11 protein-coding genes are annotated in these 12,958 nt (G+C 58.9%); 9 read left to right on the top strand and 2 right to left on the bottom strand.

Translation table 11 applies throughout. The features are described from left to right. The first annotated feature begins 123 nt into the window (after positions 1 to 123). From O2597_RS09580 to O2597_RS09555, 6 genes are read left to right on the top strand one after another with little or no spacing between them, the layout of a single operon-like run. Entirely contained in the window at positions 124 to 1,578 is a 1,455-nt protein-coding gene (locus O2597_RS09580) for an efflux transporter outer membrane subunit (protein WP_269524337.1), read from the top strand. Between the two features lie 8 nt (positions 1,579 to 1,586). Further along, a complete protein-coding gene (locus tag O2597_RS09575) occupies positions 1,587 to 2,891 on the top strand; it encodes an efflux RND transporter periplasmic adaptor subunit (RefSeq protein ID WP_269524335.1) in 1,305 nt (434 codons plus the stop codon). 3 nt (positions 2,892 to 2,894) lie between these two features. After that, the gene (locus tag O2597_RS09570) at positions 2,895 to 3,617 is read left to right on the top strand and encodes an ABC transporter ATP-binding protein (RefSeq protein WP_269524333.1); all 723 of its coding nucleotides are present in this window, start codon (positions 2,895 to 2,897) and stop codon (positions 3,615 to 3,617) included. Between the two features lie 5 nt (positions 3,618 to 3,622). Continuing rightward, a complete protein-coding gene (locus O2597_RS09565; RefSeq protein ID WP_345783009.1) occupies positions 3,623 to 4,837 on the top strand; it encodes an ABC transporter permease in 1,215 nt (404 codons plus the stop codon). Between the two features lie 12 nt (positions 4,838 to 4,849). Continuing rightward, complete coding sequence (locus O2597_RS09560; protein WP_269524329.1) at positions 4,850 to 5,500, top strand: response regulator transcription factor; 651 nt, start codon at positions 4,850 to 4,852, stop codon at positions 5,498 to 5,500. Then, a complete protein-coding gene (locus tag O2597_RS09555) occupies positions 5,497 to 6,978 on the top strand; it encodes a sensor histidine kinase (RefSeq protein ID WP_269524327.1) in 1,482 nt (493 codons plus the stop codon). Before O2597_RS09560 ends, O2597_RS09555 begins: the two co-directional genes overlap by 4 nt. On the opposite strand, the gene O2597_RS09550 is transcribed toward O2597_RS09555, so the two are convergent. After that, positions 6,975 to 8,261, bottom strand: coding sequence for a CinA family nicotinamide mononucleotide deamidase-related protein (locus tag O2597_RS09550; RefSeq protein WP_269524325.1), 1,287 nt, complete (start codon positions 8,259 to 8,261; stop codon positions 6,975 to 6,977). The two genes, O2597_RS09555 and O2597_RS09550, sit on opposite strands and share 4 nt — an antisense overlap. A gap of 87 nt (positions 8,262 to 8,348) precedes the next feature. Between O2597_RS09550 and O2597_RS09545 the strand changes: the two genes are divergently transcribed. Beyond that, positions 8,349 to 9,824, top strand: coding sequence for an excinuclease ABC subunit UvrC (locus O2597_RS09545; RefSeq protein WP_269524323.1), 1,476 nt, complete (start codon positions 8,349 to 8,351; stop codon positions 9,822 to 9,824). A 6-nt stretch (positions 9,825 to 9,830) separates the two neighbouring features. On the opposite strand, the gene O2597_RS09540 is transcribed toward O2597_RS09545, so the two are convergent. Then, entirely contained in the window at positions 9,831 to 10,523 is a 693-nt protein-coding gene (locus O2597_RS09540) for a glycosyltransferase family 2 protein (protein ID WP_269524321.1), read from the bottom strand. A gap of 180 nt (positions 10,524 to 10,703) precedes the next feature. On the opposite strand from O2597_RS09540, the gene O2597_RS09535 reads away from it, so the two are divergent. Continuing rightward, positions 10,704 to 11,648 (top strand): glycosyltransferase family 2 protein, encoded by a 945-nt coding sequence (locus O2597_RS09535; RefSeq protein ID WP_269524319.1) that lies wholly within the window; start codon positions 10,704 to 10,706, stop codon positions 11,646 to 11,648. Then, the gene (locus tag O2597_RS09530; RefSeq protein WP_269524318.1) at positions 11,638 to 12,957 is read left to right on the top strand and encodes a glycosyltransferase family protein; all 1,320 of its coding nucleotides are present in this window, start codon (positions 11,638 to 11,640) and stop codon (positions 12,955 to 12,957) included. The genes O2597_RS09535 and O2597_RS09530 overlap by 11 nt, the downstream gene beginning before the upstream one ends. Position 12,958: the final 1 nt, after the last annotated feature.

Genomic DNA, 12,958 nt, shown 5'->3' with positions numbered 1-12,958 from the left:
CCAAGGCCGTGCCTGAGCCCCAAATCGCCCCGGAATCCGGCAAATCGCGTCGTTTTTTCAAAGCTTAACCCTTTCTAAAGGTTCAGTGCGGTAAACTCAGCGGCATCCTCGAAGGAATATCGCATGATGACTACGAAACAGAATACTTTCAAACGCCTGGCGCTGCCCGGAGCCGCCGCCCTGAGCCTGCTGCTCAGTGCCTGCGCGACCACCAGCCCGATCCAGCAGACACGCTCTACATTTGAAGCGGGCCTGCCGACCAACTGGCAAAACGCAGCCAGCTCGAACGCATCGCCCGACACTGCCAGCCTGAGCGAATGGTGGACGCGCTTTGACGATCCCGTGCTGGATGCCCTCATCGAAACCGCGCTTGAGCATAATACCGATATCCGCAGCGCCTTGTCCGCCATCCGGCAAGCCCGGGCAGAGCGCGGGCTGACCCAATCGGAACTATGGCCTAGCCTCGGTGCGAGTGTAGGCGCATCCGGCTCCGAGACCCGGAATCGCGAAACCGACCGCCACACTTCGTCGGAAAACTACAGTGCGGGCCTGGATGCCAGTTGGGAGGTCGACCTCTTCGGCCAGCAACGCAAGTACCTCGAGGCCTCCGAGGCCGAACTGGCCGCCAGTGTCGAGAGCTACCACGATGTCCAAGTCTCACTCGCCGCAGAAGTGGCCAACAACTACCTGACTTTACGCTCCACCGAGAGCCAACTCGCCATCGTACGCCAGAATCTGGAAAGCCGCGAAAAGACGCAGCAAATCGTCGAATGGCAGGAGCAAGCCGGCGAGGGCGACGCCTTGAGCACCCAGCAATCCCTCGCCTCCGTCGAGCAGGCACGGGCCCAGATCCCGGCATTGGAACAAAGCGTGGTCGAACTGCGAAACAGTCTGGCCATCCTGACCGGACGCAGCCCGCAGACCTTCGAGCTCCTCCCGAACACGGAGCAGGGCTTACCGGACGCGCCGGCGGCCATCGCCGTCGGCATTCCGGCAGAGACCCTCGAACAACGCCCCGATGTCCGCGCCTCTGAACGCGGGATCGAGGCGGCAAGCGCCAACTTGAGCGCCGCCGAGCGCAGCCGCTTGCCCACACTCAACCTTAGCGGCTCCATCGGCATCGAGGCCCTCAAGGCCGGCGACCTCTTCGACCCTCAACAAATCATCGCAAACGTGGTGGCCGGCCTGAGCGCCCCGATCTGGGATGCCGGCCGCATCAGCCGGAATATCGAGATTCAAAAGGAGAACCTGACCCAAGCTTATCTGCAGTACGAATCCACCGTACTCACCGCCCTGGGTGAAGTTGAAAACGCACTCTCCTCGATCGACAAGTACAGCCAGCAGCTCAGCACGCTGGAACGCGCCAGCCAAGCGGCCTCCGAGGCCACACAATTGGCCCAACTTCAATATGAAAGCGGCGAAGCCGACCTGCTCACAGTACTCGATGCGCAACGCACACAGCTCAGCCTCGACCAAAGCCGGATCACCACACAGGCCGAGGCCCTCCAGGCCCATGTCCAACTCTACAAGGTACTCGGGGGCGGTTGGTCCAACCCCACGGAAACCTCAACACTTTAAGGCAAGACATGAATACATCTGAAAATACACCCGTGAACGGACTGACCGAGGCCATCCAGAATGGCAGTCGCAGCTCAAAATCAACCCGGATCACACTCGGCGCACTGGGCGTCGGGATTGTGGCAGTCATTGCCTGGCTTCTCCTCGGAGCCCGGGCGCAGGCCAACAATGCAGGGCCGTCGTTCCGCACCCAAGCAATCGAAATGGGCGAAATACGGCTTACCGTCACCGCGACCGGTAACCTCGAACCGACCAATGAGGTCACCGTCGGGAGTGAGCTCTCGGGCACCGTGCTCGAAGTCTATGCCGACGCCAACGACCGCGTGAGCAAGGGGCAGGAACTGGTACGGCTCGACACCACCAGCTTGGAAAACGAATTAAAGGCCAACAAGGCACAATTGGCTTCTGCAAAGGCCGCACTGCTTCAAGCCCAGGCAACCGAAAAGGAAGCGATCGCCACCCTTGAACGGCAACAAGAGCTGCATCGCTTGAGCGAAGGCCGCATCCCCTCCAAAGCCGAGCTCTCGGCCACCGAAGCAGCCGCCGAACGGGCCAAGGCCGATGTACAGAGCGCGGAGGCCTCCATCGGCCAGGCCCAGGCCCAGATCGAGATTACCGAAAGCGACCTGAACAAAGCCATCATCCGCTCGCCGGTCGACGGCGTTATCCTGACCCGCAGCATCGAGGCGGGCCAGACCGTGGCCGCCAGCTTTGAAACACCGGAACTCTTCGTCATCGCCGAGGACCTGGCCCAGATGAAGCTGGAAGTCGCCGTGGCCGAGGCCGATATCGGCCAGGTGGACGGGGGCCAAAAAGCGACCTTCCAAGTCGATGCATGGCCCGACCGCAGCTATGACGCCACAGTTCAGAAAGTCTCCTACGGCTCGGAAGTGACCGACAACGTCGTGACCTATGCCACCGAGCTCTCCGTCTCCAACCAGGACCTGAGCCTGCGCCCGGGCATGACCGCAACGGCCGATATTTACGTGGCACACCACCAGGACGTGCTTCTTGTTCCCGTCGCCGCACTCCGCTTCGACCTGCAGGCCCCGGGAGACGCACCGGCAGCCCAAGACCAGAGCGGCGGAGGCTTTGTGAACAAGCTGATCCCGCATCCGCCCCGCCGCAACAGCACGCGCAGCGAGGAGGAAAGTGCCCCCGCCCAAAACAGCATATCCAAAATCTGGATACTCAAGAACGGACAGCCCACTCCGGTCGAGGTTCGTACAGGTCTGACCGACGGACGCTACACCGAAGTCAGCGGAGAGGGACTGTCAGAAGGCACCGAAGTCATTCTCAGCCAAAACTCTTAAGTAATGAAGGACACAGGAAATCCATTGATCGAGCTGAAGCAGCTCACCAAGACCTACGGCCAAGGGGATGCCGCATTCCAGGCATTGCGGGGGATCGACCTTCAGATCCGGCGCGGCGAGTTCGTCTCGATCATGGGACCGAGCGGATCGGGAAAATCCACGCTCATGAATCTCCTCGGTTGCCTCGACCGGCCCACCACCGGGAGTTATCTCTACGAAGGCATCCCGGTTGAAACACTCGATTCCGTGCAACTCTCGCTCCTGCGGCGCTTCGCCCTCGGATTCATCTTTCAGGGCTTCAACCTGCTGGCCCGGACCAGCGCGCTGGAGAATGTCGAACTGCCCCTGCTCTACCGGGGCATCGTCCGGTCCAAGCGCCACGAGATGGCACGGGAAGCACTCGCCCGGGTGGGCCTGCCCGACAAGGAACGCAACACACCTGCGGAACTGTCCGGCGGACAACAGCAACGCGTGGCCATCGCGCGCGCAATCGTGACAGACCCGACCACCCTCTTTGCCGACGAGCCCACCGGCAACCTGGATTCAAAAACCACAACCGAGATCATGGATCTCCTCACCAGGCTGAACCGGGAGCGCGGGATCACGATCCTAATGGTGACCCACGAAGACGACGTCGCCGCCTACGCGGAGCGCACCGTACATGTGATCGACGGCCTGATTCAAAAAGACCACCAGAATGCACCACTAACCGGAGCCGCCCTATGATCGGAATGTTTGCCAACGCTTTTCTCATCGCCGTCCGTGAAATCCGGCGAAACCTGACCCGTGCCTTTCTCACCGTACTCGGCATCATCATCGGGGTCGCGGCCGTGATCACAATGGTCACACTGGGCGACGGCACCACGCAAGCGGTCAAAGACCAGATCTCCAAGCTCGGCAGCAATCTCGTCATGGTCCGGCCGGGTGCCGGCTTCGGTCCGCGCGCCTCCTCTGCAGGAGTACCGAACTTCACGGAAGCCGATGTCGAAGCCATCCGCGAACAGATCCCCGGAGTCTCTGCCGCCGCACCGGTCCGCAATACTTCGCTCAGCACGATCTACCGGCAGGAAGCCCGGAACACAACCGTGACAGGGAGCACGCAGGATTACTTCGAAATCAACAGCTGGGAACTCGCACAGGGACGCTATTTCACGGAAGCCGAAACGCACAGCGGTGCGGCGGTTGCCGTGATCGGCAACACCGTGAAAACCGAGTTGTTTAATGGCGAGGACCCCGTCGGACAGAAGATCCGCGTCGGGCAAGCCTCGCTCCAAGTCATCGGCATACTAAAGGCCAAGGGGCAGGCCGGCATGGGCGATCAGGACGACACCATCGTCGTGCCTCTGTCCACCATGCAGCGCCGGTTGGGGGGGCGCACCTCCTCCCGCGACATCAGCCAGATCAGCATCTCCGCTAAAGAGGGCTTCGACAGCGACCGCCTGATCGACGACATCAGCTCCCTGCTCCGCCAGCGCCGCAACCTCCAAAGCAACCAGGATGATGACTTCAACGTCTTCGACACCCGGCAGATCGCGGAGACACTGAGCTCTTCGACCCAGCTCATGACCACCCTGCTCGCCGCGGTCGCGGCGGTCTCTCTATTGGTCGGCGGCATCGGCATCATGAACATCATGCTGGTTTCGGTCACGGAACGGACCCGCGAGATCGGGATCCGCCTGGCGATCGGTGCAACGGCCCGCGAGGTCCTCTGGCAATTCCTCGTTGAAGCCCTGACCCTGTCATGCGTGGGCGGTCTGATCGGGATCCTCTTGGCCTATCTATTCTGCAGTTTGCTCGCGCCTCTGATTCAGGTGGGTTTTGCCTTCAACACCCAGATCAACCTGATCGCCTTCGCCTTTTCGGCATTGGTCGGGATCGTGTTCGGCTTTACACCGGCAAGACGTGCCGCGAGACTTGATCCCATCGACGCTTTGCGTCATGAATAGACAGTAAGCCTCATGCGTATCCTAGTCATAGAAGACGACCCCGGCCTTCGCCACAGCCTCGGTGCCACAATGAAGGATGCCGGCTTTGCCGTAGACCTCGCAGCCGACGGCGAAGAGGGACTCTACAAGGCGAGCGAGGATATCTACGATGTGGTTATCCTTGATGTCATGATGCCGAAACTCGACGGCTGGCAGGTACTGGAAAGGCTTCGCCCCGAACACAGCACCCCGGTACTGATGCTGACCGCGAGGGATACGGTGCCTGACCGGATCAAGGGTCTGAACGCAGGAGCCGACGACTATCTGGTCAAGCCATTCGACAGCGATGAACTCGTGGCCCGCCTCCGGGCGCTGATCCGGAGGACCAGCGGCCAGACCCAGTCAGCCCTACATCTCGGCGACATCCTTCTGGACACGGCAGCACGCACGGTGAGCAAGCGCGACAAAACCATCGAACTGACCGCCCGAGAGTATTCACTTTTTGAATACCTTGCCCTACACAAGGGCGAAGTGATCAGTCGCACCATACTCTACGAAAGGCTGTTTGACGAAACCGACAACAGCTTCTCCAACCTCCTCGACGTCCATGTCTCCAACCTCCGAAAAAAGCTGGGGACGGACATCATAAAGACCCGCCGCGGCCACGGCTATTGCATCGAATGAAACTACCCTTCCAATCCATACGCTGGCGGATACAAGCCTGGCACGGGCTCATCCTTCTCGTCGCCATCGGAGCATTCTGCGTCACCGCCTACCAGCTGGCATGGCTCAATCAAATGCGCCGGATCGATCGCTCCCTGCAGGAGCAGGAGCGCGAATTGATCCGCAACTTGATACGGCCCCCGCAGGAGGCCCCCGCCCCCGAAGTCGTGGCCCCCGGCGAGGCCTCGGCCAAGAAGCGCCTCTCCCTGCCGGAAGAACTCCTGCTCAAGCTGCGCAACGGCCAGGTATCCTTGCCGTCCGAACTCTCGCAGAAGTTCAGCGGTCAGGAGGACGGCCATTACTATTATGCCATCGCCGATACGGAAGGCCGCATCCTCCTCCAATCCGGCAACGCACCGGGGTCTTTGCGCTTCCTGCCGCTGCCTCGAAATAGCGACATGAACGAGGAATTCCGGACAAACGGGACCTATCGCGAATCGGCACACAGTTCACCCTCCGGCCTGTGCAGTTTAGTGGGACGTGACATGAGCCCCGAGACCAAGGAAATGCATCGCTTTGCCTGGTCACTCGGGGCAAGCGGCCTCGCCCTCTGGATCTTCGGCCTCTTGGGCGGGTGGTGGATCGCCGGCAAAGCCATCCAGCCCATCCAGGCAATCAGCAAGACCGCCTCGCGCATCGCCGACGGCAACCTGGATGACCGCATCAGCACCACCGGAACCGACAGTGAGCTCGACCAACTGAGCCATGTCCTAAACCATACCTTCGACCGCCTCAATGCGGCGCTCGAACGCCAACGCCAATTTACTGCGGACGCCTCCCACGAGCTGCGCACCCCCCTCACCATTCTCCTGTCGGAAAGCCAGCGCATGCGCAAACCCACACCGGAACGCACTCCGGAGGAATTCCGAGAATCCTTTTCGCTTTGCTATGATGCGACCATGCGCATGCGGCATCTGGTCGAGAGCCTCTTGCTCCTGGCCCGGCAGGACACCGAAACGGCGCTTCAAAAGGAAGTCGAATGCGACCTGGCCACGCTCGCACGGGACAGCATCCTTCAATTGAAGCCTTTGGCCGATTCTAAGGAGATACAGTTGGAGTATGAACTCGAGCACTGCGAAGTGAAGGCCGACCCGGATATCTTGATGGTGGTGCTCAACAATTTGATCGGGAATGCGATCCAGCATCATCAAGGAAACGGCAAAGTCGAAGTTTGCTGCGGCATGCATAACGGAAGGATTGAATTGCGGGTCTGCGACGATGGACCCGGTATTGCCAAAGATGATTTACCCCGGATCTTCGACCGTTTCTACCGGGCCGACAAATCGCGTAGCAGCCAGGAAGGCCACTCCGGGCTCGGCCTGGCGCTGGTAAAAAGCATCATCCAAAACATGGGCGGTCGCATACAAGTTCGCAGCGAGCTGGAAAAAGGCAGCGAGTTTTGCATGCACTTGCCCGGCAACCGGACAGCCGGCGCCTAGTCGTCCTCGCCGCCGCAGCAGAGGAACTCCTCTATCTTGTACTTGCGCAGTTTCCGCCGCATCCAGTCGAGCGCGGCATGGACCGCGCGCGCCTTGACGTCGAGCCGGCCGCCTACGTACCGCACGCTTTTGCACCAGACCCCGACAGGCGAATGGTAACCCAAATGGATCGTGCCTATGGGATTTCGAGAATCCCCACCGTCAGGCCCCGCAAAGCCGGTCACGCTGAGGCCATAATCGGCCGAAAGTTTTTCCGCCGCGCCCGAGGCCATAGCCACAGCGCACTCGGGACTGACCGCACCATGCTGGTCGAGCAAGCACTCCGGAATGTCGAGCATGGCCATCTTGACGTCATTGGTGTAGCAGACAATACCGCCACGAAAGACTTTCGAAGCCCCCGGAATATCCGTAAAGGCATTGCCCAAGAGGCCCCCGGTACAGGATTCGGCCACTGCAACGGTCCGCTCCAGGGCGCGTAGTTCATGGTAGACCACCTCCGCCAGCGAGCAGTGGCCGAAGCAGACAAAGTCCTCCCCCAGGAGCAACCGTGCTTCCTGTGCGATCTCCTTCAACTCCTGAAGGCCGAGGTGACCGTTGCGGCTACTCAGGCGGACATCCACCATGCCGTAATGCACACAGTAAGCAACTGTCGCATCCGGATGCTTGGCAAAGAGTGGTTGCAACAGCTCCTCGATGGAGGACTCGCCGACCCCACAGGTACGGATCTGGACGTAAGCCTGCTCTTCCGCCAAGAGGCCCGCAGCCTGCAATTTAGGAAGGAGGACCTTTTCAAACATAGGTCGCAACTCGTGGGTTGGCCCCGGCAGCATCGCAAGCGTACGGCCTCCGGTCGCATAGAGCAGCCCCGGCGCTGTGCCGCGCTCGTTGTGCAGGACTTCGCCGCCCTCAAAGCCATAGCATTGACGTTTGTGCGAATCCGACATTTCGCGGCCCAGCAGCGCGAAGCGATCACGGATGCAGGATTCGATCTCCGGGATGTAAACGAGTTTCGCCTCCAGCGCTTCCGCGATACTCTCGCGGGTCAGGTCATCCGCAGTCGGCCCCAGCCCCCCCGTGGTAATCACCAAGTCCGCATGGGCCCAGGCATCGTGGAAGGCACGCTTGATTTCTTCGGGGTCATCCGTAATCACCCGGCTCCGGGCAATCGGAACACCGTATCGCGCCAATTGCTCGCCCAGATAAGTTAAATGTGCATTTTCACGTATACCGACGAGCAATTCGTCTCCGAAATTAATGACTTCGACCGTGGGTGCTTTTGACATTTACTTGGGGGGTGTCTGATGAACGGATAGGTTATTTATGAAGACTGCATAAGCGAATACAGAGCATACTATACAGAAACGTAACAAATGCCAGAGGCAGACAAAGATAAGATCAAAGAAAAAGTGCGGCGCTTGCCGAACAAACCCGGGGTCTACCTGATGAAGGACCGGCTCGGGCAGACCATCTATGTCGGCAAGGCCAAAAACCTGAAGAAGCGGGTCGCCACCTACTTCCAGGCCTCGCGCAAACTGATGATCGCCCAACCCAAAGTGCGGGCGATGATCGACCTGATCCATGACTTCGAGATCATGCTGGTCCACTCCGAGGCCGAAGCACTCCTGCTGGAAGGCCAACTCATCAAGAAGTACAAGCCCCGCTACAATACCGATTTCACCGACGACAAACGCTTCCTCCTCGTGCGGGTCGATCCGCGGGAATCGCTGCCCCGCTTTCGCCTCACCCGCAACCGGGTCGACAGCCACTCCCGCTACTACGGCCCCTTCGCGCATTCAGGCTCCCTGCGCAAAACCCTGGCCGAGCTCCGGCGTAAGTTCGGCATTCTGCTCAGTGACTCCACCCCCCTGAATCTTGGGGACGGACGCTGGCGGCTCTACGATGACGCCAGGGCCGAGATCTTTGGCCATGAAAATGAAATCAACGAAGACGCCTACCGCGAGCGAGTGGAAGCCGCCTGTGAATTCCTCGAAGGCAAGGCCCGCGAATGGCTCAAGGAGCTGAAAAAGCAGATGCTGGAAGCGGCGGAAGCACGCAACTACGAGAAGGCCGCCCAGTTGCGCGACATGATTGAGGCCCTGGAGCAGACCTCCCAGCGAACCCGAAAATTCGAGCGCAACCTGACCGGCACGCACAACCACAGCCAAGTGGTCAAGCGCCTCCAGCAGCAACTCGACCTCAAGGCGCCCCCCAGCCGGATGGAATGCTTCGACATCTCGCACATCTCCGGCAGCTTCTGCGTTGCCTCCATGGTCGCCTTCAAGGACGGCCGACCGGACCGGCGCAATTACCGGCGCTATAAAATCAAGTCCTTCATCGGGAACGACGACTTCCGGGCGATGGAGGAAGTGGTGGGCCGTCGCTACCGGCGCCTACATGAGGAGGATAAAGCCTTCCCCGACTTGATCATCATCGACGGCGGCGCCGGACAGGTGAGCGCCGCCCTCAAAGCCTTTCTCGGACAAGGGCTGGAGCCCCCCGCCCTCATCGGACTGGCCAAAAAAAACGAGACCATCATTTTCAGCGACGGCCGCGACCCGCTCAACTTGTCCCACCACGACCCCGCGCTGCGTCTCCTCCAGCACATCCGGGACGAAGCCCACCATTTTGCCAACAGCTTCAACGCCGAGCTCCGCAGCAAGCGCCTGCGCGAATCCATCCTCGACGACTTTCAGGGCCTGGGCAGCAAGCGCAAGCTACAGCTGCTGCAACATTTCGGATCGCTCGACAAACTGCGCGCCGCCAGCGCCGAAGAACTGGCCCAAGTGGAAGGCATCGGCCCGAAAACCGCGGAACGGTTGCAGGCTTTCCTCAGTTCGGACAGTTGATCCGGCCTAGCGGAACAGCCCGTACTTCAGGATCGCGTAAATCGCACGGAAGCCATCTTTCCAACCGATTTTCTTGCCCTCCTGGTAGGTGCGCCCGTAATAGGAAATGCCCACCTCGTAGATGCGCAGGTTGAGCTTGGCCACCTTGGCCGTCAGTTCCGGCTCCACCCCGAAGCGGTTTTCCTCGATACGGATCTGCTCGATGACCTCACGGCGAAACAGCTTATAGCAACACTCCATATCCGTCAGATTGAGATTCGTCATCATGTTACTGAGGGTCGTGAGGAAGCGATTCCCCAACATGTGCCAGTAGTAGACAACGCGGTGCGCACCACTGCCCATGAAGCGGGACCCGAACACGACATCCGCCTGCCCTTTCAGGATCGGTTTCAACAAGCCGGGTAACTCTTCAGGATCGTATTCCAGATCCGCATCCTGAATCGCAACGATATCACCGGTTGCGTGCGAGAACCCCGTACGCAAGGCCGCGCCCTTCCCTTGGTTGACAGAATGGTAGCATTTCTTGAATACCGGATCTCCATAGCCTTCTTCGAGCAAGGCACGCGTCCCGTCCGTCGAACAATCATCCACCAGGATGATCTCCTTCACGTCAAGCCCTGCCACCGCACGCACCCGGCCCACAATCTCATGGAGCGTCTGTTTCTCATTATAAATCGGGATAACGATGGAAACTTGCATCGGGAACAGGCAAGCCGCCTTCAGCCCAAAGGGCAACTTCTGATTCAGCCAACTTATGCCCTTCTCTGCTTGCCTAAAGAGCGTCCTCCATAATCATCGCTGCTACAGACCCTCCTAGCCTCAAACTCAATCGAGACATTCATGCCGCCCGCCCAAACGCCCGAACCACCGATTAGCTCCATGCCTGAGCGGCCCTTCATCTCCGTCGTCATTCCCTGCTTTAATGAAGAGGCCGTTCTGGAAAACTGTTACGACAGGGTGAGCGCTGTTTGCAACGAGCTGGGACACACATGGGAACTGATTCTCGTCGACGACGGTTCCCGAGACAAGACCTGGAGTCTACTCGCCTCAATTGCCGCGCAAGACCCCCATGTCGTGGCCATCCACCTCTCCAGGAATTTTGGACATCAAGCGGCCCTATCTTGTGGGCTCAACCACACCGTCGGCGAATACGTCCTAATTCTCGATGCAGATTTACAGGACCCCCCGGAGCTCCTGAGCGAAATGCTCGTACCCGCCCAAGAGGGATTTGATATTGTCTACGGCGTACGTAAATCACGCGCCGGCGAAAGCCTTTTCAAGAAGCTGTCTGCAAGTGTGTTCTACCGCTTCCTCAACTACCTCTCCGACATCGAAATCCCAAGAAACACAGGCGACTTCCGACTTCTTTCGCGGCGTGCCGTCGAAGCGTTCAAGCAATTGCCGGAACACAGCCGTTTCATCCGCGGCATGTTCAGCTGGGTCGGATTCCGGCAATGCCCCTTTCCGTACTCCAGACAAGAGCGCCTGGCCGGCACCACAAAGTACAGCCTACGCAAAATGCTGTCGTTTGCGGTGGACGGCATTACCGGCTTTTCCATCCGCCCCTTGAAAATCGCCCTGTTGCTGGCATTCATAATGGCGTTCTTCGCCCTCCTGGGCGCAGGCTGGACCGTCTGGAGTTGGATTCAGGGCGGCACGGTTCGCGGTTGGGCCAGTGTGCTGGTCGCAAGCTTTATCATCGGCAGCTGCCAGCTCTTCGTCCTGGGCATTATCGGAGAATACCTCGGGCGGCTTTTCATGGAAGCGAAGCGACGCCCCGCCTATCTCGTCGATACCATTTTACACGAGCGCAATGAATCCTAAGAGCGGGATCAGTCAGACGACAATGCAGGGACGAACCGGATGTCATGTGTTCTACTGCTACTACCTAGCCTCCTATCGAACGGACGCCTATTTACAGAACCTCTGCAGAGATGCCGCGCAGGTCACAGTCCTCGACTTTTCACCCCTACGCAGTCTCTTCAGGGGCAAGGCAATCGACGGCGCATACCATACCTCCGAGCAAATTCGGAAATACGGATCCCTGGGAGCAAAGTTAAACTACCACACACTCCCTACGATCTCCCATTTTCCCGGTGGCTGGGGACAGCGTATGAACCTCGCGCTAAGCGCAGTCCTGGCACTGCTCTTCAGCCCCCTGATGTCCATAAAGCTGCTCTTCTCAAAATTCGATCACGTCGTTTTTTATAACGGTCACCTCTTGTTCCTCTGCCTCCTACTCTCAAGCTGGATCAAGAAGATACCTTACACGACCGACCTTGGCGACGTACTCTACCTGATTGACAACCCCAATCCTTTGACCCGCCGTGTCGAGCTGGCATTTCTGAAGCACAGCCGGTCGATTGTTTGCGTCAGCAAACCATTCAAGGAGCATCTCATCAATCAGTATCGTATCCCCCCAGACCGCATCAGCATCTTGTCGGCAGCTATCCCCGAGAACTTCATCCTTCAATTTTCAGAGGAGTCAAACCGAAGCCGTCAAGCCCAACTCAGAGCGCAAATAGGTGCGGACGACCAAGCCACGGTTCTCGTGTACTCGGGCGGCATCTGGAAAAAACGACTGCCCGGCATCGGGATCAAGGACGTACAGGGCGTTGAATCCCTGTGTGAAGCCTTCGAACAGATGAATGAAACCGGACACGACACTTGGCTGGTCCTCTTGGGCTATTCCAAAGAGGCAAAGGAACTCGACCGGTTTCGAAACGGACGTTGGCGGCAGCGGCTAGTGGAACTGGGAACCTATGCACCCGGAGGCCCAGAACATCTGGCTGCCCTTGGGGGCGCCGATTACCTCTGCCTGCCCTCATTCCCCTGCGACACCTACCGCCTCTATGACCGTTTCAAAACAATCGAGTATCTGGCGGCAGGAAAAAGGATTCTCGCAGCAGATACGGCGATCAACCATTACTTGCTTGGCGATGCCGGTTGCTACTACAAGGAAGGTTCATCCGAATCCATGGCACAGTCACTCATTCAAAACCGCGCCCCCAAGGCAATTTTCATAGAGTCCAGTCACCTTAAAGTTCAAAGAGACTATAACTGGGATCAACGCAACCGGGAACACCTGGTTAGCAAAGTCGTGCTCGAACATCAAACAATAGAAAGCTACTAGA

The organism is Coraliomargarita parva, from assembly GCF_027257905.1.
Taxonomy (GTDB): Bacteria; Verrucomicrobiota; Verrucomicrobiia; order Opitutales; family Coraliomargaritaceae; genus Coraliomargarita_A; species Coraliomargarita_A parva.
The sequence above is the reverse complement of the archived record's forward strand: the minus strand, read 5'-3'. Positions and strand labels throughout refer to the sequence as shown.

Bases quoted from the DNA above. Each gene is read 5' to 3' on its own strand.
- O2597_RS09580 (WP_269524337.1), top strand. From the start codon at position 124: ATGATGACTACGAAACAGAATACTTTCAAACGCCTGGCGCTGCCCGGA.
- O2597_RS09575 (WP_269524335.1), top strand. From the start codon at position 1,587: ATGAATACATCTGAAAATACACCCGTGAACGGACTGACCGAGGCCATC.
- O2597_RS09570 (WP_269524333.1), top strand. From the start codon at position 2,895: ATGAAGGACACAGGAAATCCATTGATCGAGCTGAAGCAGCTCACCAAG.
- O2597_RS09565 (WP_345783009.1), top strand. From the start codon at position 3,623: ATGTTTGCCAACGCTTTTCTCATCGCCGTCCGTGAAATCCGGCGAAAC.
- O2597_RS09560 (WP_269524329.1), top strand. From the start codon at position 4,850: ATGCGTATCCTAGTCATAGAAGACGACCCCGGCCTTCGCCACAGCCTC.
- O2597_RS09555 (WP_269524327.1), top strand. From the start codon at position 5,497: ATGAAACTACCCTTCCAATCCATACGCTGGCGGATACAAGCCTGGCAC.
- O2597_RS09550 (WP_269524325.1), bottom strand. From the start codon at position 8,261: ATGTCAAAAGCACCCACGGTCGAAGTCATTAATTTCGGAGACGAATTG.
- O2597_RS09545 (WP_269524323.1), top strand. From the start codon at position 8,349: ATGCCAGAGGCAGACAAAGATAAGATCAAAGAAAAAGTGCGGCGCTTG.
- O2597_RS09540 (WP_269524321.1), bottom strand. From the start codon at position 10,523: ATGCAAGTTTCCATCGTTATCCCGATTTATAATGAGAAACAGACGCTC.
- O2597_RS09535 (WP_269524319.1), top strand. From the start codon at position 10,704: ATGCCTGAGCGGCCCTTCATCTCCGTCGTCATTCCCTGCTTTAATGAA.
- O2597_RS09530 (WP_269524318.1), top strand. From the start codon at position 11,638: ATGAATCCTAAGAGCGGGATCAGTCAGACGACAATGCAGGGACGAACC.